This is a genomic window from Thermus caliditerrae (genome assembly GCF_021462525.1).
In the GTDB taxonomy this organism is placed as follows: domain Bacteria; phylum Deinococcota; class Deinococci; order Deinococcales; family Thermaceae; genus Thermus; species Thermus caliditerrae.
The window spans coordinates 37,930-57,594 of the sequence record NZ_JAKEDT010000014.1 but is presented as its reverse complement, the minus strand read 5'-3'; the positions used below and the strand labels follow the sequence as shown (position 1 = coordinate 57,594).

General features: G+C 67.6%; 21 protein-coding genes and 2 tRNA genes. 9 read left to right on the top strand and 14 right to left on the bottom strand.

Annotation, left to right across the window (positions count from 1 at the left end; translation table 11 throughout):
- Nucleotides 1–123 precede the first annotated feature (123 nt).
- Nucleotides 124–198 (top strand) — tRNA-Val (locus L1088_RS08470).
- Between the two features lie 77 nt (nt 199–275).
- On the opposite strand, the gene L1088_RS08465 is transcribed toward L1088_RS08470, so the two are convergent.
- From L1088_RS08465 to L1088_RS08420, 10 genes are all read right to left on the bottom strand, one after another.
- Nucleotides 276–1,451: a site-specific integrase gene (locus L1088_RS08465; RefSeq protein ID WP_234554537.1), complete on the bottom strand. Its 1,176-nt coding sequence runs from the start codon at nt 1,449–1,451 to the stop codon at nt 276–278.
- Nucleotides 1,432–1,650: a hypothetical protein gene (locus tag L1088_RS08460; protein WP_234554536.1), complete on the bottom strand. Its 219-nt coding sequence runs from the start codon at nt 1,648–1,650 to the stop codon at nt 1,432–1,434. The genes L1088_RS08465 and L1088_RS08460 overlap by 20 nt, the downstream gene beginning before the upstream one ends.
- A 206-nt stretch (nt 1,651–1,856) precedes the next feature.
- A complete protein-coding gene (locus L1088_RS08455; RefSeq protein ID WP_234554532.1) occupies nt 1,857–2,354 on the bottom strand; it encodes a hypothetical protein in 498 nt (165 codons plus the stop codon).
- Entirely contained in the window at nt 2,351–2,596 is a 246-nt protein-coding gene (locus L1088_RS08450; RefSeq protein WP_234554530.1) for a hypothetical protein, read from the bottom strand. The genes L1088_RS08455 and L1088_RS08450 overlap by 4 nt, the downstream gene beginning before the upstream one ends.
- 231 nt (nt 2,597–2,827) lie before the next feature.
- Nucleotides 2,828–3,166 (bottom strand): hypothetical protein, encoded by a 339-nt coding sequence (locus L1088_RS12475; RefSeq protein WP_267961154.1) that lies wholly within the window; start codon nt 3,164–3,166, stop codon nt 2,828–2,830.
- Nucleotides 3,163–3,951 carry a hypothetical protein gene (locus L1088_RS08440; protein WP_234554528.1) on the bottom strand — a complete coding sequence of 263 codons (789 nt, stop codon included), beginning with the start codon at nt 3,949–3,951 and terminating at the stop codon, nt 3,163–3,165. Before L1088_RS08440 ends, L1088_RS12475 begins: the two co-directional genes overlap by 4 nt.
- The gene (locus tag L1088_RS08435; RefSeq protein ID WP_234554527.1) at nt 3,885–4,850 is read right to left on the bottom strand and encodes an MTBMA_p00010-related P-loop-containing protein; all 966 of its coding nucleotides are present in this window, start codon (nt 4,848–4,850) and stop codon (nt 3,885–3,887) included. The genes L1088_RS08440 and L1088_RS08435 overlap by 67 nt, the downstream gene beginning before the upstream one ends.
- Nucleotides 4,847–5,740, bottom strand: a complete 894-nt coding sequence (locus tag L1088_RS08430) for a bifunctional DNA primase/polymerase (RefSeq protein ID WP_234554526.1) — start codon at nt 5,738–5,740, stop codon at nt 4,847–4,849. Before L1088_RS08430 ends, L1088_RS08435 begins: the two co-directional genes overlap by 4 nt.
- Nucleotides 5,741–5,750: 10 nt before the next feature.
- A complete protein-coding gene (locus tag L1088_RS08425) occupies nt 5,751–5,921 on the bottom strand; it encodes a hypothetical protein (protein ID WP_234554525.1) in 171 nt (56 codons plus the stop codon).
- 114 nt (nt 5,922–6,035) lie between these two features.
- A complete protein-coding gene (locus L1088_RS08420; protein WP_234554524.1) occupies nt 6,036–6,569 on the bottom strand; it encodes a hypothetical protein in 534 nt (177 codons plus the stop codon).
- Nucleotides 6,570–6,610: 41 nt separating this feature from the next.
- Between L1088_RS08420 and L1088_RS08415 the strand changes: the two genes are divergently transcribed.
- From L1088_RS08415 to guaB, 4 genes are all read left to right on the top strand, one after another.
- On the top strand, nt 6,611–6,832 hold the full coding sequence (locus L1088_RS08415; RefSeq protein ID WP_038043060.1) for a DUF1902 domain-containing protein: 222 nt from the start codon (nt 6,611–6,613) through the stop codon (nt 6,830–6,832).
- A gap of 5 nt (nt 6,833–6,837) precedes the next feature.
- Nucleotides 6,838–7,032 (top strand): type II toxin-antitoxin system HicA family toxin, encoded by a 195-nt coding sequence (locus tag L1088_RS08410; protein ID WP_234554523.1) that lies wholly within the window; start codon nt 6,838–6,840, stop codon nt 7,030–7,032.
- 144 nt (nt 7,033–7,176) lie between these two features.
- Nucleotides 7,177–7,258 (top strand) — tRNA-Val (locus tag L1088_RS08405).
- An 80-nt stretch (nt 7,259–7,338) separates the two neighbouring features.
- Complete coding sequence (gene guaB / locus L1088_RS08400) at nt 7,339–8,823, top strand: IMP dehydrogenase (protein ID WP_234554522.1); 1,485 nt, start codon at nt 7,339–7,341, stop codon at nt 8,821–8,823.
- A 50-nt stretch (nt 8,824–8,873) separates the two neighbouring features.
- Here guaB and L1088_RS08395 read toward each other — a convergent pair whose 3' ends face one another.
- Nucleotides 8,874–9,104, bottom strand: coding sequence for a hypothetical protein (locus L1088_RS08395; RefSeq protein ID WP_038045413.1), 231 nt, complete (start codon nt 9,102–9,104; stop codon nt 8,874–8,876).
- A gap of 39 nt (nt 9,105–9,143) precedes the next feature.
- Here L1088_RS08395 and L1088_RS08390 point away from each other — a divergent pair, with 39 nt between their 5' ends.
- The 3 genes from L1088_RS08390 to L1088_RS08380 all read left to right on the top strand — a co-directional run bounded on the left by L1088_RS08390 (nt 9,144) and on the right by L1088_RS08380 (nt 14,930).
- A complete protein-coding gene (locus L1088_RS08390; RefSeq protein ID WP_234554521.1) occupies nt 9,144–9,605 on the top strand; it encodes a hypothetical protein in 462 nt (153 codons plus the stop codon).
- A 201-nt stretch (nt 9,606–9,806) separates the two neighbouring features.
- Nucleotides 9,807–14,285: a glutamate synthase-related protein gene (locus tag L1088_RS08385; protein WP_234554520.1), complete on the top strand. Its 4,479-nt coding sequence runs from the start codon at nt 9,807–9,809 to the stop codon at nt 14,283–14,285.
- Nucleotides 14,286–14,372: 87 nt separating this feature from the next.
- Complete coding sequence (locus L1088_RS08380; protein WP_038045421.1) at nt 14,373–14,930, top strand: protoglobin domain-containing protein; 558 nt, start codon at nt 14,373–14,375, stop codon at nt 14,928–14,930.
- On the opposite strand, the gene dnaB is transcribed toward L1088_RS08380, so the two are convergent.
- The gene (gene dnaB, locus L1088_RS08375; RefSeq protein ID WP_038045423.1) at nt 14,927–16,279 is read right to left on the bottom strand and encodes a replicative DNA helicase; all 1,353 of its coding nucleotides are present in this window, start codon (nt 16,277–16,279) and stop codon (nt 14,927–14,929) included. The two genes, L1088_RS08380 and dnaB, sit on opposite strands and share 4 nt — an antisense overlap.
- A gap of 163 nt (nt 16,280–16,442) precedes the next feature.
- Between dnaB and L1088_RS08370 the strand changes: the two genes are divergently transcribed.
- Nucleotides 16,443–18,056, top strand: a complete 1,614-nt coding sequence (locus L1088_RS08370; protein WP_234554519.1) for a transglycosylase SLT domain-containing protein — start codon at nt 16,443–16,445, stop codon at nt 18,054–18,056.
- Here the strand turns inward: L1088_RS08370 and L1088_RS08365 are convergent.
- The gene (locus L1088_RS08365) at nt 18,046–19,209 is read right to left on the bottom strand and encodes a cation:proton antiporter (protein WP_038041515.1); all 1,164 of its coding nucleotides are present in this window, start codon (nt 19,207–19,209) and stop codon (nt 18,046–18,048) included. The genes L1088_RS08370 and L1088_RS08365 overlap by 11 nt on opposite strands.
- The gene (locus L1088_RS08360; RefSeq protein WP_038041517.1) at nt 19,209–19,661 is read right to left on the bottom strand and encodes a CBS domain-containing protein; all 453 of its coding nucleotides are present in this window, start codon (nt 19,659–19,661) and stop codon (nt 19,209–19,211) included. The genes L1088_RS08365 and L1088_RS08360 overlap by 1 nt, the downstream gene beginning before the upstream one ends.
- Between the last annotated feature and the right edge of the window lie 4 nt (nt 19,662–19,665).

Here is a 19,665-nt window from a genome sequence, read left to right as displayed (position 1 = left end):
GCTATTTCCTGTTCCCCCTCATCCCCAGGAGGCAAGGGATGTCCGAACTTAGAGGGAGAGCTCAGCGTCAAGTTCCTTGCTTGACAGGCTTCCTGGGGGCGTGCTACCCTGCGAAAGGCTTAGGGGCGGCTAGCTCAGCGGAAGAGCGCTCGCCTCACACGCGAGAGGTCGTAGGTTCAAGTCCTACGCCGCCCACCAGCTCCAGAACGCAAAGCTTCCCCCCTCGGTAGCGAGGGGGGAAGTGCTTTGGAGGGCCATTTGGGGGGCTATTGGGCTCAGGCTTGGGGTCTGTTTCCAGGGCCTTTTAGGAGGTCTTCCAGGTCTATCACATAGCCCCGGCGCTCCTCCTCCAGGAGATGGCGGTAAATGCCCAAGGTGATGTTGGGGTTGGCATGGCCCCGGCGCTCACTCACTACCTCCAGGGGGATGCCCCGGGAGAGGGCCGGGGAGGCCCAGGTATGCCTCAAGTCGTGTGCCCGCACCCTCCCTAGCCCCGCCTTCTGGGCCAAGCGGCGAAGGTAGTGGTTGAAGGCATCGGGGTCAAAGGGCCTGTCCCCACCGAAGAGGAAGACTTCCGCAAGCTCCTCTGGGGTCAGGCGCTCCAGGAGCTCTTGACGGCGGGCTTCCAGGAGGGCGAGGAGCTTGAGGGGGACGGGGACGGGCCGCTTGGCGGTGGGAGTCTTGAGCCCGGTGAAGGTGGCCTTGCCGTTTACCTTGGCCCAGGCCCTCCACACCCTGAGCTCCCCCCGGGCAAAGTCTATGTCCCGCCATTGGAGGGCCAGGGCCTCCCCCCGGCGTAGCCCGGTTTCCAGCATGAGGCGAAGGAGGAGGGCCATATCGGGGCTCTTGGACCGCCCTGCTTCCTCCAGGAGGCGGGCCACCTCGTGGGGCTCCAGGGCCCGGGCCACCCTTTCCCCTTGAGGGAGGCGGAGGCTCACCGCCTCCACGGGGTTGCGGGCCACCAGCTCCAGGCGGAGGGCTTCGCGGAAGAGGGCCTTGAGGCGCATGTGCACCCGGCGGATGGTCCTGGGGGCATAGCCCTGCTCCAGGAGGTCATCTAGGACCGCGCGGATATGGGCGGGCTTCACTTCCTGGAGGCGCATGCGGCCTATGGGGTCGTGGGCCCCAGGCTCCTTCAGGGAGGGGAGGGCATAGGCCAGCTCATCCTTGGCAAGGCGCAAGGAGTTTGGCCGCAACCCCTCACGGGCTAAGCGCTTGAGGTACTCCTGGGCAAACTCCCGCGTGGTGAGCTTGGAGGGCTCGGCCAGGAGGCCCTTGGCCTTCTGGTCTACCAGCTCGGCCAGGAGCTTTTCCGCTTCGCGGCGGGTTTCGGCGTACCGCTTCACTTTCCGCACCCGCCCCGTGGCGGGGTCAATCCACTTCACTTCAGCCGCCCACTTCCCCTTGGCCTGGTCGTAGTAAGTGCTCCCGCTACCCTTCCCGCGCGCCATCCCTCACCTCCAGGTAGCCCAGGGCCTCGAGGCCTGCCTTGACCACGGCCCCCCGCTCCTTGGCGGAAAGGGCCTTGAACAGGCGCAAGGCGGCCTCTTCCCCGCGAACATAAGTCCTCAAGCCTGCTTCCCCCGGCCTCAAGGGCTCCTGGCCCAGCCGTTCGGCCAGCACTTCCTTGGGCGGGCGGTTCCGTATCAAATGCTCCCCTCTTGGCATAGCCTCATCCTAGACCTTCCGGGTTTATGTGGGTAGCCCCCACATAGGTTCTTCGCGAAAGTATGATTTCGCGCACGACAGACCCCCAGGGGGAAGCGGGACATAGCGGGACAAAATCCGCCCTGGTGCTGGGGCGGATTTCGTTCCATAGCGTGCCAAATCCGAGTTTTCGCCCCGGTGCTTTCTACCTATGGTGCCTCACCACCATCGTCCGGGGTTTCGTAGATGACCCGGATGCGGGGGGCGGGGTTTTCCCCGGCGTGGTAGCGGTGGACCGCCAAGGCCAGGGCCACCACTCCAAGGAGGGCCTGGACCACGGCCTGCTCCCCAGGCGCTTCAGCGGGGAGGGCCTGGAGGTAAAGCCGCAAGCTCCTCAGCTCCTCCCGCGAGAAGGGGGGCTCAGGAATGCGGGAGGGGGAGGCCAGGGGAATGCCCTCCTCATCCGGCCACGGGGCGCTCATGGCCCAAAGCCCCAGCAGGAGGTATTCCCGGCCAAGGCCCAGCCTCCGGATGGCCGCATACTCGTCCCCCTTCTCCAGGCCGGGATGGGCGGCCAGCAGGGCCTCCAGGGCCTGGACAGCGTCATCACCGCCTTCTTCAGCCGCAAGGCCGAACAGGCGGGTCCATTCCTCGCGGAAGCGGGCCTCGAGGCTTTGGCGTAGTTTCTCCAGCTTCTGCTTCCTCATGCGCTCCTCCTCCTCCTGGCCCCAGGCTCCAGGGCCAGGGCCTCCTCCAAGGCGCTCAGGCGCTCCTCAAAGTCCAAAGTTTCTGCCAGGCGGGCCAGGGCACCCGCAAGCTGGGCGAGTACCGCGGCGGCCCGGAGGCTTACCTGCTCGTCCGTGGAGTCCAGCAGTCTTTCACTCTTCAGGATGGCCTTCAGCAGGGCGCTTCTTGCACGGGATAAATCGCGCCTTTTCCTTGTTCCCATGGGCATTCTTCACCTCCTACCCCCCGGGGGGTTGCCCCGAGGGGGCGGGGATTTTCCGTGCCTTTCTCTTTCCGTGCAAGCGTGCAAGAGGCGTGCGCAAGAGGGGGATTTTGCCCTCCAGGACGGCGAAAGTCAACTTGCACGCTATGTGCACGCACTTGCACGCCTACCTCAAGAATGCCGTCCTGGAGGGCGTTCTTGCCGTGCACGACTTGGGCGGGGTCTTGCACGCTAGGCATGACCTACCTCCTCCCGCGGCCTGACCCTGGCCCGGGCCAGGCGCTCCAGCCGGGGCGGGGTTCCGGCCCAAAGGCCCAGGAGCTCCACCTCCTGGGCCCCGGGCCAGGCTTCCGCGAGGAAAAGCAGGCGCTCCCGTAGCCACCCCTCCAGGGAGGGAGCAGACTGGCCGGGCCAAGCGCCATGAGCCTCCAGGTCTTCCTCCCCCGGGAGGGCCAGGGCCCAGTAGGCTACCCGGCCATCCACCACCACCCTGAGCTTGGGCGGGCGCATGGCCCTAAGCTTCTCCACCAGGCGGGGGGCGTTTTCCAAGAGAGCTTCCCATGGGGTCATATCTCCACCTCCACCTCCTCGTGCGCGGGGCGTGCAAGACCCCCCTCAACTCGTGCACGGGGTTTTTCCCGCCCTGGAGCCGCTTCTTCGCCGGGGCGTGCAAGTGCGTGCACGGGGCGTGCAAGTGGGTTTTCCTCGTCAGGGAGGGTGCTTGTGGCCTCTTCCGTCAAGGTCTTGCACGCTTGCACGGAGGAAGAGAAGCGCATGCGTTCTCCCGTCAGGGGGTGCACATACTCCAGGGCTTCCCCCACCTCCCGGCCCAGGGCCTCGGGCTCGGGGAGGAGGCGGAAGGCGGCCTCGTCCACGGGGGCGTCCTCGTTGGGGAGGATGCGGAGGCGGTTCCCGTCCTTATGCACCTCCACCAGTCCGGCGACCTCTGCCTGCTCCAGCCACTTGTGCACGGTGCGGGTGGCCCACCGGAGGGCCTTGGCAATCTCCTTGACATAAACGGCCACGAGGGCGGGTTCCTTCTTCTTGTCCAGGGCCTCCACCAGCTTGGTCTCGTACACCTCCCGCACGGCCACGGCCAGCTTGAGGGCCTGGGGGCTCACGGTGTGCACGCTTCGGGCCAGGGGGCGGGCGGCCAAGTGGTAGGCCAAGGCGTAGTCCTCCAAGGAGGCCAGGAAGGTCCCTTCCCGTTCTTCACGGCGGGCGTGGTGGAGGAGGGCCACCACCTTCACCAGGTTCAGGAAGCGCTTGAAGTCCCGGCGGAGGCGGGTCAGGTCCTCGGGGAGGTCCTGGGCCTGGAGGAGCCGGGCCACGGCGGGGGCAAAGGGCCCCCGCACGGCTTCTGGGGGAGGGCGTGGTAAAGGGCATGCCACGGCCCCAGGTCAGGGGTGGGTGCCCCTCCTTGCGCTTCCCAAAGGGCTACAGCCTCCACCACCCTCAGGGTGTGGGCCTTGGTGTCGTCCATGTAGAGGGAGAGGGTGCGGGTTTCGTTGTCCTCCTTGGTGAGCCCCTTGGTCATCGTGGTAATGAGCCCCGTAGGCCCGGGGCGGATGATTTCCCGCCCCACCAAGCGGCCATTGGGTGCCTTCTCCGTGGTCAGGTAGCGGATTTGCCCCTCCGAGAGGAGGGTGCGCACCAGGTAAAGGACTTCCTCCTGGGCCAAGCCGTCTTCCTCGTAAAGGACCAAGTGCCTGTGGGAGAAGTCCAAATCCGCGTAGACCAGGGCCTTGGCGCTCATGGCGGTCAGCTCGTAGTAGCCCCGGGGCGGGATGAGCCGGAGGGCGGTCCTCACCAGGTGGCTTTTGCCGGAGGAAGAGCGCCCCTTCACCAGGACGCTGATGGGCTCCTCGGTCCTGCTGGAAAGGAGGGCCAAGTAGAGAAGGCCCCGGTTCTCCTCCTCCCCCACCACCCCGAGGTCCCCCAGGGTGCGGATGGCCCGGTGGAGCAGGCCGGGGGCCTGGGAAAGCTCCTGGGCGGCCTCCTCGTCCTCGGGGGTGAGCTCGGGGGCTTCCGCTTCCTTAGCCTGGGCCTCCCGGATGGCCCGGTAGCGGGTCCAGTCCTTGAGGAGGGCCCCCTTGCTGACCCCGGTGGCCTTGCGGATGGCCTGGAAGAGGGCCTCCACCTCGGTATCCAGAAGGCCCGCCTCGTAAATGCCCCGGAAGAGCTCGGGGAGGGCCTGGGGCAGGGTTTCCGCCTTGAGCCCTTTGGCCCGCTCCAGAAGGTCTTGGAAGCTCATGCCCACCTCCTCAGCCGGGCGTAGACCCGGGCGCGGTAGGTCTTGGGCTCAGGGAGGCGGTCCTCCAGGGCCAAGGGCCGGGCCTCCCCGCGGGGCAAAACCCAACGCAGAAGGTCTTCCACCTCCCGAAGGGGTAAGCCTGCGGCCAGGCCCGCCTCCCGCAAAGCGGCCTCGGCTTCCTCTCGGTCTAGCCCCAAGGGAACGAGCCCGGCCACGGCCAAACCCCGGCGGAGGAGCTCCAGGTGCCTACTTCCCTCCGGGGTGGAGGCTATCCGGGAGGCGTGGTAGTCCAGGAGCTTCCTCAACCGCTCAGGCGAGGCGGAGGGCCTCGAGGCCCCCTCCAGCCGGACCGGGGGAGGCGGCGGCGGGAGAAGACGCTGGAGGAGCGCGCTAGGCACCGGGGGGAGCTCCCCCGGCGTCTTCAGGCCCACTTCCCAGTAGTAGCCCCCATTACTCAGCCTGGTGGGCCAAGCGGCCACATAGGCCCGCGCTAAGCCCCTTATATCTATCCCAGGCAGGGCGCGGGTGCTCGCGCTCAAGGCTCCCTGAAGCCCCTCAGGGAGCCGGAGGAAAAGGTGGACGCCCCCCTTGGGCGTCCGTTGCCGGGGGGCCTGGAGGAGCTCCGGGTGCTCCCTGCGTAGGGCCTGCCAAGCCTCGGGCAAGTCAAAGTCCAGGACCAAGACATTCTCCGGGGCCAGGAGGCCCACCCCTGCCCGAGGCTCCCGGTCCCACCAGGACCGGACGATGGTGGGGTCAGCCGTGGCATCCTTTAGCCCATGGGGGGCCAAGCCCCCGTGGGGCCGCTTCCCCCCCGGGTGGAGGGGGAGGACCCGGTAGCCCAGCCGGGCGTAGCCCAAGGCCGCGAGTAAAATGGCCTCAGCCCGTGCCATCGCGGCCCTCCTACCCGCGCCCCCCGCTGGGGGGCTTCAGCTCGCCCTCAAGCAGGGCCACGACCACCCGGCGGGGGACCACCAGCTTGCGCCCCAGCTTCAGGCCGTAGACCCGGGCAAGGCGATAAGCCTCGTCCCGGCCCAAGATTTCCGGTCCTACCACCTCGCGAAGTTGTTTCACCGTCAAAAGATGCGGGAGTTGGCTCGGCTCAAGCATACTTTTGCCCCTGGTGCTCCTCGGTTAGCTCGGGGCGTGGCTAACCGGGCCTAAAGCTTTGGCCGCTACGCCAACGCCTTAGGCCGCACCAGGGGCGTTCTGCTGGGCGACAGTTTTGACCACGAGAAGCTCGGTTTTGAGGGGAGGCCCGCGGCTTTCGCATTCTTGCGTAAACCGCGCGCCGCGCGGTTCTGGACTAAGCCAAGCCAGCACGAGGAGGAATGCCCAGGCCAGCGTGCTGGCGATTATCAGGAGGGCCAGCTTTATGCCCCCTCCCGGATTGAGCAGAAGGCGGATGGCCCCGGGGGCGCTTGCCAGCCGGGCCGGGGGGAGGACGCTGAAGATGCGCTCACCCTCCACCGCGCCGGGCAGGTAGGGGAGGAGCCTCCTCAAGATTTCGCGCTCCCTCCCCCCAAGGCCGGGAAGGAGCTTCCTGGCCCACTGTTCCCGCAAAGCGGCGAAGTCCCCCTTTACCCGCACCACGCTGAAGCGCTGCTCGGGGGAGGGGAGGCCGCGGAAGGCCCTGCTCCAAAGCCGCCAAGCCCACCTAGGCGGTGCAGAGGCAAAAGCCGCCCAGAGAATCGCTTCCGGGCTTTGGCGAAAGGGCCGCATCACTTGCATTATACACCGCCCTCGCGCGGTATCATACGGCTATGACCCCCGTACGCGTGCGCGCCTTCTGGGATGAGGAGGCTGGGGTGTGGGTAGCAGAGTCCCCGGATGTGCCCGGGCTTGCTACCGAGGCCCAAGACCTTGATGGCCTCCTCCTCAAGCTCAGGGTGATGGTGCCTGAGCTCCTGGAGGAGAACGGCCTTCCCCTGGCCCTACCCTTGGAGCTCCACCTCGAGGCCCGCCAAGCCCTCACCCCCGCCTAAGGGCTATGGCGGATTACGCCCCCGAGGTCAAGCGCCTTCTCCGGGAGGCGGGTTGTTACTTTGTCCGTCAGGGGAAGGGGGACCACGAAATCTGGTACAGCCCTCTCACCGGGCGCAAGTTCGTGGTAGACGGCAAAATCCTGTCCCGCCATACCGCCAATGGTGTCCTGAAGCAGGCCGGGCTACCCAAGCGGTTCTGACCCCTTCCTTCTTGCAAGGCTACCAGAAAGGGCTTGGAAAGGGACCAGAAAGAGGAGGGCCATTTGGGGGGCTATTGGACCCGAAGCAGGGGGGAAGAGCCCGCGCTATACCGGATGATAGTCATCATGAGGAAGGGCGTTTCCGTGCGGTGCCGGAGGATGCAGAATGGATTTTTTCCGCCTCACACGCGAGAGGTCGTAGGTTCAAGTCCTACGCCGCCCACCAGAAAGACCCCCGCCCGCAAGGGCGGGGGTCAGCCCTTTCCCCCTGGACCAAGTGCCCTTTCACCCTTTACCCTGGGGAACATGTACGAGGGGAAGATCCTCTACGAAGGCCTCACCTTTGACGACGTCCTCCTGCTACCCGGCTACTCCGAGGTCCTGCCCAAAGAGGTTTCCGTCAAGACCCGGCTCACTAAGAAGCTCTCCCTGAACATCCCCATCCTTTCCGCGGCCATGGACACGGTAACCGAGGCGGAGATGGCCATCGCCATGGCCCGGGAGGGGGGGCTTGGGGTCATCCACAAGAACCTTTCCATTGAGGTTCAGGCGGGCATGGTGCGCAAGGTGAAGCGCTCCGAGGCGGGCATGATCCAAGACCCCGTGACCCTTCCCCCCACGGCCACCCTGGAAGACGCCGAGCGCCTCATGCGGGAGTACCGCATCGGGGGGCTTCCCGTGGTGGACCTCTACGGAAAGCTCCTGGGCCTGGTGACCAACCGCGACCTGCGCTTCGAGCGGGACCTCAAGCGCCCCGTCACCGAGGTCATGACCCCCCTAGAGCGCCTCGTCACCGCCCCGCCCGGCACCACCTTGGAGGAGGCCGAAGAGATCCTGCGCCGGCACAAGGTGGAGAAGCTCCCCCTGGTGGACGAGGCGGGGAGGCTTAAGGGGCTCCTTACCCTGAAGGACATCGTGAAGCGCAAGCAGTACCCCCATGCGGCCAAGGACGCCCTGGGCCGCCTTCTGGTGGGGGCGGCGGTGGGGGCCAGCAAGGACCTCCCCGAGCGCGCCCAGGCCCTGGTGGAGGCCGGGGTGGACGTCTTGGTCCTGGACTCGGCCCACGGGCACTCCAAGGGCATCCTCGAGGCCCTTGCCTACCTGAAGGAGACCTTCGCCGACAAGGTGGAGGTCATTGCCGGGAACGTGGCCACCCGGGAGGGGGCAAGGGCTCTTGCGGAGCGGGGGGCGGACGCGGTCAAGGTGGGCATCGGCCCCGGCTCCATCTGCACCACCCGGGTGGTGACCGGGGTGGGGGTGCCGCAGATCTCGGCCATCCTCGAGGCGGTGGCGGGGGTGGCCGACCTGGACGTGCCCATCATCGCCGATGGGGGGGTGAAGTACACCGGGGACGTGGCCAAGGCCCTAGCCGCCGGGGCCCACTCGGTGATGCTGGGGAGCATGCTGGCGGGCACCGACGAGGCCCCGGGGGAGGAGGTGCTGAAGGACGGGCGGCGCTACAAGCTCTACCGGGGGATGGGTTCCCTAGGGGCCATGCGGCAGGGTTCTGCCGACCGCTATTTCCAAGACCCCGGCAAGGGAGGGGAAACCGAGGCCAAGAAGCTCGTGCCTGAGGGGATTGAGGGCATGGTGCCCTACAAGGGCCCCGTGGCCGACGTCCTCTACCAGATCGTGGGGGGCCTGAGGAGCGCCATGGGCTACGTGGGGGCCCCCGACATAGAAACCTTCCGGCAAAAAGCCCGCTTCGTGCGCATGACCATGGCCGGGCTCATTGAAAGCCATCCCCACGACGTGGTGGTCATCAAGGAGGCGCCCAACTACTCCCGCTGAGGGCCAGCGGAAGCGCCTTGCCCCGGGGCGAGAGGGTGCGCCTCGAGGCGTCAGCTTCCGAAGAGCTTTTCAAAAGCTTCCCCGCCTCCTTTTTTGTGGGCCAGGCGGTAAGTGCCCTCCTTTTCCTCCAGCTTCCCCTCCCGCACCAGGGCCTCCAAGGTGTCCTGCAGCTCCTTTTTGGAAAAGGCCTCACCTTCCTCGTCCAGGTAGCGCTGGATGTCCTTAAAGGTGGCGAAGCGCAGGGCTTCCACGGCCCGCATGACCCAGCCCTTCCGGTCCATGCCACCATCCTACCCTGCTTCCCGTGGCATCTTGGGGTCGTGGACCCTTACCGGGAGTACCAGGACTACGTGGTGGCCTCGAGGCTCCTGGTGGCCCTGGGCCTCTCCCGGGAGATCCTTTCCCTTTCCCAGTACGCCAGGCTTCGCCTCCAGCGCCTAAAGCTGGCCCGCGAGGGGCGCTTCGCCGCCTTGGAGGCCCTGGACGAGCGCCTGCGGTACGGGGTTTGGAGCAACCCCCTGAGGCTTCGGGACTTCCTCCAAAAGACCGCCCGGGCGCCCTACTGGGCCTCCCCCTACGCCTTTGAGGGGTTGCTGTTTTCCGAGGAGCGAAGCCGCCTCCGCTACCCCGGGCAGGCGGGGGAGTACTACCTGGGGTGGCTAAGGTTGCCCCACCTCCTCATGGCCCCCCAGGCTTTTGAGGAGGTCCTGCGGGAGCAGGAAGCCCGGGCGGAGGCCCTGCCCCTCTTCCTCAACGCCTTCCACCGCATCCCCGGTCCCTGAAGGGTGGACCCGAGGTTGGCCTTTAGGGACGCGGGAGCGGGTTCTCCCAAAGCCCGTCCTGCGGCTTCCCCTGGCGTAGGCCCCCACGTGCCTTCCTTCCCAAGCTCCTTGACCCTACCCCCAGGGGGGTGTATAATCCGAGGAACGACGCGCATATCTTTGCCTACACCAAACCCCTGAGCCGCAAGAAGGAGCCCCAAGATGACCTGGAAGGAAGCCTACCCGGATATCCCCCTAGGCCAGGACGCCTGTGGCATCATCGCCATGGCGGAGAAAAGCGGCAAGCCCTCCCACCGCATCGTGCGGAGGACCCTGGAGAGCCTTTACCGCATGGCCCACCGGGCGGGGGCCATCCGAGGCGAGGGAGATGGGACCGGGATCCAAACCGACATCCCCCGGGAGCTGTGGGCCCGCTTCCTGGAGGAGGCGGGGCTCGATCCGGAGCTGGCCTTTAATCCCCGCTTCTTCGTGGGGCACTTTTTCCTGCCCAAAACCGAGGCGGGGCGCCTCGAGGAGTTCCAAGAGCTCCTGAGGCGGGAGGGCCAGCCCCTTGGGGTGCGGCCCGTGCACTTCCGCCTGGGGGAGGTGGTGAGCGAGGTGCTGGGCCCGGTGGGCCGTCGCACGGAAGCCATCTTCCTCCAGGTGGCGGGGCTTAGCCCCGATGGGGATGCGCCCCTGTGGGAGCTGGGCCTGAGGCTCGAGGCCAGCTTCCCCGTCCACGTGGTTTCCCTCTCCACCTACAGCGTGGTCTATAAGGTGCGAGGGGCGGCGGAGCTTTTGAAGCGCTACTACCCCGAGCTTTCCCGCCCCGAGTTCAAAAGCGCCATCGCCCTGGGGCATAACCGCTACTCCACCAACACCCTTTCCACCTTTGAACAGGTCCAGCCCTTTGGCCTTCTGGGCCACAACGGCGAGATCAACACCATCGAGCGCCTGAGGCGGGAGCTGGACTTCCTCGGCATCCCCCGCACCGGGGGCTCGGACTCCCAGGACCTGAACCGCATGCTGGAGGGGCTCATCTACCGCTACGGCCTTACCCTCCCCGAGGCCATGGACCTGGTCTTCCCCCCGGTGCTGGGGGAGGTGAAGGGGCTTCCGCCAGAGCTTCAGGACCTCTACCTGGCCCTAAGGCAGCGCTTTGGGCCTTTGGCCCAGGGGCCTGCCGCCATCGTGAGCCGCCACCGGGACGAGGCGGTCTTCGCCACGGACGCCATGGGCCTAAGGCCCCTTTGGCAGTTTGAAACCCCTTACGAGATCGTCTTCTCCTCCGAACGGGGGGTCTTCAGCGCTGAAGAGTTCGTCACCGAACCCAAGCCGCTGGCTCCCGGGGAAAAGGTCTACCTGCGCCTCACCCCGGAAGGGCCCAAGGTCTACCCCTTTGACCGGCACCAGCGCCTGGTCCTGGAGCGCGTCGCCGCCCGCACCCCGGTGGAGGGGTACCGGACGTACCTGGCGGGGCCCACCCGCCAAGCCCCGCCCCCGGTGGCTGGGGGGAGCGGGGTGGAGGTGGAGGAAAAGCCCGCCCCGCCCCCCTTGGGCCTGGAGCGGGCCTACGGCTGGGATCGCTGGGACGCGGCCTACCTCGAGGCCCTGGCCAAGACCGGCAACGAGCCCATCGGCTCCCTGGGCTACGATGGCCCCCTGGCCGCTTTGAACCCGGAGAAGCCCAACCTCTCCGAGTTCTTCAAGGAGACCGTGGCGGTGGTGACCAACCCCGCCATCGACCGCGAAAGGGAGATCGAACACTTCTCCACCCGCACCCTCCTGGGCCGCCGCCCCCTGCCCGACGGGCGGGGTGGGGGGAGGGTGGAGGAGCTCCTCCTGCCCATCGTGCTGGAGGCGGACCAGGGCCTGGCGGAGGCCTTCGGCACCCTGACCCTCGCCGAGGTCAAGGAGCGCTTTAGAACCCGCACCCTGGTGCCCCAGTTCAACGTGGAGGAGGGGTTGCTGGCGGGCTTGAGGCGCCTGGAGGAGATGGCGGTGCGGGCGGTGGAGGAGGGGGCGGAGGTCCTCATCCTCTCCGACCGGGAGGCCTTCCAGGGAGGGGTCTGGATCGACATGGGCCTGGCGGTGGCGGCGGTGAACCGCGCCCTCCTGAAGCAGGACGCGGAAGGGGTGGCCCTGAGGCGGCGCACCTCCATCCTGGTCCATTCCGGGGGCGTGCGCAACCTGCACGACATCGCCTTCCTCCTGGGCCTGGGGGCGGAGGCGGTGGCCCCCTGGCTTCTGGAGGAGAAGGCCCGGGCCCAGGAGGGGCGCAAGGGGGTGGCGGGTGCCCTCGAGGCCCTGCGCAAGGGCCTGGAGAAGGTCATCTCCACCATGGGCATCCACGAGCTACGGGGCTACGGGAAGATCTTCAGCGCCATCGGCCTCAAGCCGGAGCTGGCCGACTACTTCGGTACCCGGAACTTCCTGGGCTCGGAAACGGGGGGCTACGGCTTCTTGGAGCTGGAGCGCACCCTCCTGGAGCGGGAAGGCTTCTTGAGGGCGGAAAAGGTGCTTCCCGCCAAGGATTTCCGCTTCAACCCCAGGATCTACAAGGCCGCCCAGGAGGTGGCCTCAGGCCAAGCGCCTTATGCCCACTTCCAGGAAAAGGTGCGCTCCCTGGAGCGGGAAAGCCCGGTGGCGGCGAGGCAGCTTTTGGAGGTGCGCTTCCCCGAAAGGAGCGAGGTTTCCCCCGAAGAGGTGGACCTCTCCGTGGGGGGCCACTCCCTGCCCTTCCTCATCAGCGCCATGAGCTTTGGCTCCCAAGGGGAGGCCTCCTTCCGCGCCTACGTGGAGGCGGCCAAGCGCCTCAACATGCTCTGCATCAACGGCGAAGGCGGGGAAATCCCCGACATGCTGGGGAAATACACCCACTGGCGCGGGCAGCAGGTGGCCAGTGGCCGCTTCGGCGTCCACGCCTACATGCTGAACTCCGCCAGTGTCATCGAGATCAAGATCGGCCAGGGGGCCAAGCCAGGGGAGGGGGGGCACCTGCCGGGCAAGAAGGTCTCCGCCAAGGTGGCCGCTGCCCGCAACGCCGTGCCCGGGGTGGACCTCATCAGCCCCTCCAACAACCACGACCTCTACTCCATCGAGGACCTGGCCCAGCTCATCGAGGAGCTCAAGACGGTGAACCCCAAGGCCTTGGTCTCGGTAAAGGTGCCCGTGATCCCCGGTATCGGCACCATCGCCGTGGGGATCGCCAAGGCGGGGGCGGACGTCATCACCCTCTCGGGGTTTGAGGGAGGGACGGGGGCGGCTAGGCTCCATGCCCTCAAGTACGCGGGGCTTCCCGTGGAGCTTGGGGTGCGCCGGGCCCACCGGGCCCTGGTGCGGGCGGGCTTGCGGGACAAGGTGGAGATCTGGGCCGACGGCGGCCTCAAGACCGCCTACGACGTGTTGCGCATGGTCCTCCTGGGCGCAGACCGGGTGGGCATGGCCACCATGGCCATGGTGGCCATCGGCTGCACCATCTGCCGGGGGTGCCAGCTGGACACCTGCCACGTGGGCATCACCACCCAGATCGAGACCGTGGAGGAGGCCCTAGCCCACGGGCTCAAGCGCTTCGTGCCCCAGGATCTGGACCGGGCGGTGGAGCACCTCACCCGCTTCTTTGAGGCCAAGGGGGAAGCCCTGAGGGAGCTGGTGGCCGCCTTGGGGGCCCGCTCGCTACGGGAGCTCAGGGGCCGCGCCGATCTCCTCTACCAGCGGGACCACCTGGAGGAGCTGGACCTCAGCTACTTCTTCCTGCCCGTGGAGGAGCCCGAGTGGCTTAAGGACACCTCGGCCCACGTCCTCCGCAAGCCCTTGAACCAGCTCACCCGCACCATCACCGAGGTGGTGATGGGGGCCTACGCGGAAGGGGGGAGGCGGCTCGTGTTCCAGGAGGGCCCCGTGGACTCCACGGACCGGGCCCTGGGGGCCCACCTGGCGGGGGAGATCGCCCGGAGGAGGCTTTACGGCAAGGGCTTCGACGCCGAGGTGGAGCTCCGCTTTGATGCGGGGAGCATCGCGGGGAACGGGCTTGCTGCTTTCAACCTCGAGGGCATGAAGGTGGTGGTGGAAGGAGGTGCCCAGGACGGGGTGGCCAAGAGCGCCTTCGGGGGCACGGTGGCCATCCTCAAGGGCCGGAACCCCTACGGGGCCTATGTGGACGGCTCCGTGGGCAAGAGCTTCGCCTACGGGGCCATAGGGGGCCTCCTCATCGTGGAGGGGGTGGCGGATAGCCGCTTCTGCATCCGGCTTTCCGGGGCGGATGTGATCCTGGGCGGGGAGCCCGAGCGCCCCCTACGGGACGATCTCGGCAACCTGGCGGCCCGGGCGCAGGCCAAGGGTTTCGCCTTCGAGTACATGACCCGGGGGCGGGCCCTGGTCCTGGGGGACCCTGGCCCTTGGATCTGCTCGGGCATGACCGGGGGGCGGGTCTACCTCCGCCACTGGCCCGAAATGGGCCTCACGGAGGAGGCCATGCGGCGCCGCCTGGCCAAGGGGGCCAAGGTGGCGGTTAAACCCCTGGACCTGAGGGGGATAGAGGATGTGCGGGAGCTCCTTTCCGCCTACATCCGGGTCCTTCAGGAGGCCAAGCGGGAGGAGAAGGCGGCCCGCCTGGAGAAGCTCCTTTTGGACCCCGCCCAGCACTTCCGCATGGTGGAGCCCGTGAGCCAGCAGGTGGAGCAGGGGGTGAGCACGGAGTAGCCCTGGCGGAAGGGAGGCCGCCCCGGAAGCCGGGGTGGCCTTTTCCTGCCCTAGACGGGGGGCGGCCCGGGGAGGTACATTTGTCCCGTGGACCCGGGCGAACTCCTCGACCTCCTCAAGGGGCGCACCGGCTTTACCGAGGCCCACGCCGCCCTCCTGCGGGAGCTGGGCCAGGTGATGGCCCCCATCGCCCCCGAGGTGGCCCTGGCCTTCTACGACTACCTGGGGCGGGATCCGGAGCTTTCGGAAATCCTTCACGCCGTGCCCGGCAGGGTGGAGAGGCTTTACGGCACCTTTGCCCACTGGTACGGGGAGCTTTTCTCGGGCACCTACGACCGCGCCTATGCGGAAAGGCGGCGGCGCATCGGGCTGGTGCACGCCAGGCTCGGCATCGGCCCCCGGGCCATGATCCCGGCCATGGGGATCGTGCAGGAGCTTTCCCTGGAGCACCTGCGCACCGCCTTGCGCGGCCCCGAGGTTTTCGGCGCGGTGGAGGCCTTTGAGAAGATCGTGGCCGTGGAGATCGGGCTCATCGAGGAGAGCTACCTCGAGGCCCTTGCCTTGGGCCTCTCCCTGGGTCACCGGGACCTGAAGGAGGCCTTGGCCCAAGGGGCGGCTGCCCTTTTGCAGGCGGGCCACACCTAGGGCTCCCGGGCCAGGTCGTTGAAGCGCACGTGCTGGGCGTGGAACTGGAGCTCCACCGTGCCCGTGGGCCCGTTCCGCTGCTTGCCCACGATGATCTCCGCTACCCCCGCCTTTTCCGAGTGGGGGTTGTAGTACTCGTCCCGGTAGATGAACATGACCAAGTCGGCGTCCTGCTCGATCGAGCCCGATTCCCTGAGGTCGGAGAGCATCGGGCGCTTGTTGGGCCTGGCCTCCACCGCCCGGGAAAGCTGGCTCAAGGCCACCACCGGGATGTTGAGCTCCCGGGCCAGGGCCTTGAGCCCGCGGGAGATGGCGGCGATCTCCTGCTGGCGGTTCTCCCCCTGTTTGCCTCCGCCGGGACCTGACATGAGCTGCAGGTAATCGATGATGATGAGCCCTACCCCCTGCTGGCTCCTCAGCCGCCTTGCCCGGGCCCTTAGCTCCATGAGGGTCAGGTCCGGGGTGTCGTCGATGTAGATGGGGGCCTCAGAGAGGCGGCCCGCCACGTCCACCAGCCGGGAGAAGTCCCGGTCGGTGAGCTGGCCCAGGCGCACCCGGTTCATGTCGATGCGGGCTTCGGAGCACATCATGCGCAGGGTGAGCTGGGCCGCGGGCATCTCCAGGGAGTAGATGCCCACCCCCACCCCCTCCTTCAGGGCGGCGTGCTGGGCGATGGTGAGGGCGAAGGCGGTTTTCCCCATGGCGGGGCGGGCGGCGATGATGTTTAAGGAGCCGGGGGAGAGGGTGCCGATAAGCCCGTCTAGCTCCTTGAAGCCGGTGCGGACTCCCGCCACTTCCCCTTTGTTTTGGAAGAGGGCCTCGATGTGCTCGAAGGTTTCGTGGACCAGCTCCCGCATGGCCCGGGCCTCGGTGTCGGTCTGGGTCAGGGCCACCTCGAGGATCTTCTTTCCCGCGTTGTCCAGGATTTCGTCCAGGCTGCCCGCCTCCTCGTAGGCCAGGCGCATGGCTTCCCCCGCCGCCTGGATGAGCTTCCTCAGGGTCCACTTCTCCGCCACGATGCGGGCGTAATGCTCCGCGTAGGCGGCGGTGGGGGTGGCCTCGGAGAGCTGGACCAGGTAGCTTACCCCGCCCAGGGCCTCCAGCTCTCCTCGGCGGGAGAGCTCCTCGGAAAGGGTGACCAGGTCCACGGGCTTGCCCTGGGACTTGAGGGCCTGCATGGCCGCATAGATCTTGCGGTGAGCCTCGGCGTAGAAGGCCTCGGGAGAGGGGAGGAGGCCTTCCAGCTCGTCCAGGACGTCGGAGTCCAGGAGGATGGCCCCCAAGACGCTTTGCTCCGCCTCGAGGCTGTGGGGGGGAATACGCCCTTCCGGATAACCCGCTAGACCCATAAGCCCTACCAGGCTACGCCCACCCCCCCCTCCGGCGCCAGGGGACTTCCCCTGAGGGAAGCTTTGCCTCCTTGAGCATGCCCTTGTGGCCCAGGCCGCTTGGGCTTCGGCCGAGGGGCAACCTGGGCGCCAGGGCGCGTAGGGGTTTTGGTAGGGTGGGGCCATGGGCCGCCTTCTTCTCCTGCTGATCCTCTTTCTCCCTTCCTGCCGGGCCCAGGAGCTTCCCGAACCCTACGCCCTCCTGGAAAGCGGCCGCCCGGAGGCCCTGCGCCAGGTGGCCCTGGGAGGGGAGGGGTACGCCCGGCTTCTTGCGGGCTGGCTCTTGGTGGACGAGGAAGCCCTTCCCCCGGCCGAGCGGGGGGAGTACGCCTGGCGCTACGCCCTCTTCCTGGAGGGGGTGCGGCCCTTTGAGCCGGGCTGGGAGGCCAAGGAGGCCTGGCGCAAGGCCGCTTCCCTCCTTCAGGCGGCGGGAGACCCCCGGGCTTTCTCCGCCTGGGAGAGGCTTTTGCCGGAGGAGGAAGCGGTTGCAGCGCTCCTGTCCTTGGGAGCGGGGGAGCGGCTTTGGGAGGCCCTCTTCCGGGGGCGGGCCTACCAGGCCCTTTTGCGGGTGCTTCCCGAGGGGGTGCGGCCTGACCTTCGGGCCCAGGCCCTCTTTCGCCTTTCCCGCTTTGCCGAGGCCCTCCCCCACTACCGGTCCTGGGCCGAAAGCGACCCCCGGGGCCATCTGGGCCTGGGCTACGCCCTTTGGCGGCTGGGGCGGCGGGAGGAGGCCCTCCTCGCCTTTGCCCGCTACGACCACCCGGAAAGCCGCTACGCCCAAGGGCGGGTCCTGGAGGAGATGGGAAGGCTCCTCGAGGCGGTGGCCGCCTACCGGAAGAGCACCCCAGAAGGCTTATGGCGGGCCACGGCCCTTCTGGAGCGCCAGGGGCTTTTGCGGGAGGCCCTGGGGCTTTACCTGGAGCTTGCCCGCGCGGAAAGCTCCTATGCGGATGACGCCGCCCTGAGGGCCTACCTCCTTGCGGGGCGGCTGGGCCTGGAGGAGGAGCGCTTCAGGGCCTACGCCCTCCTTTCGGGGGGCTTGGGCCTCCTCCTGGGCAAGGAGCCGAGCCCCCCACTTCCCGCCCCTGAGGTTCCTCTGCCCCTCGAGGCTCCCTTGGTGGAAGCCCTCATCCGGGCAGGCAAGGAGGCCTGGGCCCGGGGCGAGGTGCGCTACGCCCTCTGGCAGCGCCCCCAGGACTGGCCTGCCCTGGTTCCTTTCCTCTACCGCCTGGGGGCCTACCGGGAGGGGATCCGCGCCGCCTGGCCCACCGCCATGGCCTACCCCCGCCCCTACCGGGCGTGGGTGGAGGGATACGCCCAAAGGGAGGGGCTGGACCCCGATCTCCTCTACGCCCTCCTCCACGTGGAAAGCCGCTTTGACCCCCTGGCGGTAAGCCCCACGGGGGCCCTGGGGCTGGCGCAGTTTTTGCGGAGCACCTGGGCCGACGTGGCCCGGATGCTGGGGGAGCCCCCCGCCGACCCCTTTGACCCCGAGGCCAGCATCCGCTACGCCGCCCGCTACCTGCGTTGGCTCCTGGAGCGCTGCGCCGCCTTCGAAGGACTGGAGCAGCTGGCCTGCGCCCTCACCGCCTACAACGGGGGCATCGGCTACACCCTCAGGGGCATCGCCCGCGAGGGGGACCTCTACGCCTTCCTCCGTTTCCAGGAGCGGGACGAGCCCCGGGAGTACCTGGCCAAGGTGCTCGCCGCTTATGCCGCCTACCGGGCTACTCCTTAGCCTGGCGCAGGCCCTTTTCCGTCCAGGCGATAAGGGGCTTTAGGGCAAAGGGGGCGAAGAGGGTGGTGAAGACCACCATGAAGAGGACGATGGCGTACTCCTCTTCGTTCACAGCGCCTGCGGCCAGACCCAGGGCGGCCACGATCAGCCCCACCTCTCCCCGGGGAGCCATGCCCACCCCCACGGTGAGGGCCGAACGCACGCCCTGGGTGAGGGAGCCCAGGAACCCACCCAGCACCTTGCCCAGGATGGCGATGACCGTGACCACGCTTCCCGCCGCCAGAGTGGCGGGGGAGATCAGGGCAGCCAGCTCCAACCGCACCCCCACCATGGCGAAAAAGATAGGGGCTAAAAAGCCTTCGATGGCGAAGATGGGCTCCTCGAGGCGGTACTTCTCCCGCACCTCAGAGAGGAGCATGCCCCCCAAAAAGGCCCCCACGATGGGGGCCAGGCCGATGGCGGCGGCCAGGGCGGCCATGCCTACCCCCAGGGCCAGGGCGAAGCCCACCGGGCTGCCCACGGGAAGCCTTTCCAGGGGCAGGCGGGCGAAGAGGGGCGAAAGGGCCACCGCCAGGCCCACGAAGACCACGGAAAGGAGGATGAGTTGCAGGATGGCCCCGGTCTCCACCTGCCCGGTTTTAGCCACCCCGTTCACCACCGCTAGAACGATAAGACCCAGCACGTCGTCAATGACGGCTGCCCCCAGGATGACCCGGGCGTAGGGGCGGGAGAGCACCCCAAGCTCCTGCAAGACCCGCGCGGTGATCCCCACGCTGGTGGCCACCAAGGCGGTGCCCAGGAAGAGGGAGGGCAGGGTGGCGAAGCCGATCTGGAGGCCAAAGAGGTACCCCCCCACGAAGGGAAAGGCCACCCCCAAAACCGCCACCAAGAAGGCTTCCTTTCCCACGGCCAGGATGTCCTTGAGCCGGGTTTCCAGGCCCACCATGAAGAGGAGGAAGATGGCCCCAAGCTCAGCGATGAACTCCAGGATCTCCCCCTCGTGCACCCAACCCAGGAGGGCAGGGCCTACCAAGATGCCGGCCAGCACCTCGCCAATGACCACGGGCTGGTTCAGGCGCTTGAAGAGGAAGGCCATGACCTGGGCAGCCAGGATGAGGTAGAAGACCTCGAGGATGTGCCCAGCTCCATGCATCACCGCCTCCTTAGGATGAGCTTGAGGAAGTCGCTCCGGGTGAGGATGCCCACCACCCTATTGCCCTGGTCCACCACCGGCAGGTGGCGCACCTCGCTGGTGAGGAGAGTTTGCAAAGCCTTTCCCACCGGATCCTCGGGATGCAGGCGGGGGATATCCGTGCGCATCACCGCCTTTACCGGCGTTTTCTGGTAGCGCCGGTAGATATCCTCCAAAAACTCCCCATCCACCCACTCCCCAAAAAGCTGCAAGGCTTCCACGTCCGAGAAGGGGACGTTCTCCGGGTGGGGCAGGAGTTCCTCCACCTGGAGAAGCCCCAGGAGGCACCCCTCCTTGTCCACCACAGGGAGGCTGCCGTAGCGCTTTTCCAGGATGCGCCGGGCGGCTTCCTCGAGGGTGGCCTCTGGCCCGATGGTGTCGGGGTTTGGGGTCATGAGTTCGACCACCTTCATGGGC

Coding starts and splice junctions, on each gene's coding strand:
- L1088_RS08435 (WP_234554527.1), bottom strand. CDS start 4,850: ATGAGCTTCCAAGACCTTCTGGAGCGGGCCAAAGGGCTCAAGGCGGAA.
- L1088_RS12475 (WP_267961154.1), bottom strand. CDS start 3,166: ATGACCCCATGGGAAGCTCTCTTGGAAAACGCCCCCCGCCTGGTGGAG.
- guaB (WP_234554522.1), top strand. CDS start 7,339: ATGTACGAGGGGAAGATCCTCTACGAAGGCCTCACCTTTGACGACGTC.
- L1088_RS08360 (WP_038041517.1), bottom strand. CDS start 19,661: ATGAAGGTGGTCGAACTCATGACCCCAAACCCCGACACCATCGGGCCA.
- L1088_RS08395 (WP_038045413.1), bottom strand. CDS start 9,104: ATGGACCGGAAGGGCTGGGTCATGCGGGCCGTGGAAGCCCTGCGCTTC.
- L1088_RS08365 (WP_038041515.1), bottom strand. CDS start 19,209: ATGCATGGAGCTGGGCACATCCTCGAGGTCTTCTACCTCATCCTGGCT.
- L1088_RS08465 (WP_234554537.1), bottom strand. CDS start 1,451: ATGGCGCGCGGGAAGGGTAGCGGGAGCACTTACTACGACCAGGCCAAG.
- L1088_RS08455 (WP_234554532.1), bottom strand. CDS start 2,354: ATGAGGAAGCAGAAGCTGGAGAAACTACGCCAAAGCCTCGAGGCCCGC.
- L1088_RS08410 (WP_234554523.1), top strand. CDS start 6,838: ATGGCGGATTACGCCCCCGAGGTCAAGCGCCTTCTCCGGGAGGCGGGT.
- L1088_RS08430 (WP_234554526.1), bottom strand. CDS start 5,740: ATGGCACGGGCTGAGGCCATTTTACTCGCGGCCTTGGGCTACGCCCGG.
- L1088_RS08385 (WP_234554520.1), top strand. CDS start 9,807: ATGACCTGGAAGGAAGCCTACCCGGATATCCCCCTAGGCCAGGACGCC.
- L1088_RS08370 (WP_234554519.1), top strand. CDS start 16,443: ATGGGCCGCCTTCTTCTCCTGCTGATCCTCTTTCTCCCTTCCTGCCGG.
- L1088_RS08415 (WP_038043060.1), top strand. CDS start 6,611: ATGACCCCCGTACGCGTGCGCGCCTTCTGGGATGAGGAGGCTGGGGTG.
- L1088_RS08450 (WP_234554530.1), bottom strand. CDS start 2,596: ATGGGAACAAGGAAAAGGCGCGATTTATCCCGTGCAAGAAGCGCCCTG.
- dnaB (WP_038045423.1), bottom strand. CDS start 16,279: ATGGGTCTAGCGGGTTATCCGGAAGGGCGTATTCCCCCCCACAGCCTC.
- L1088_RS08420 (WP_234554524.1), bottom strand. CDS start 6,569: ATGCGGCCCTTTCGCCAAAGCCCGGAAGCGATTCTCTGGGCGGCTTTT.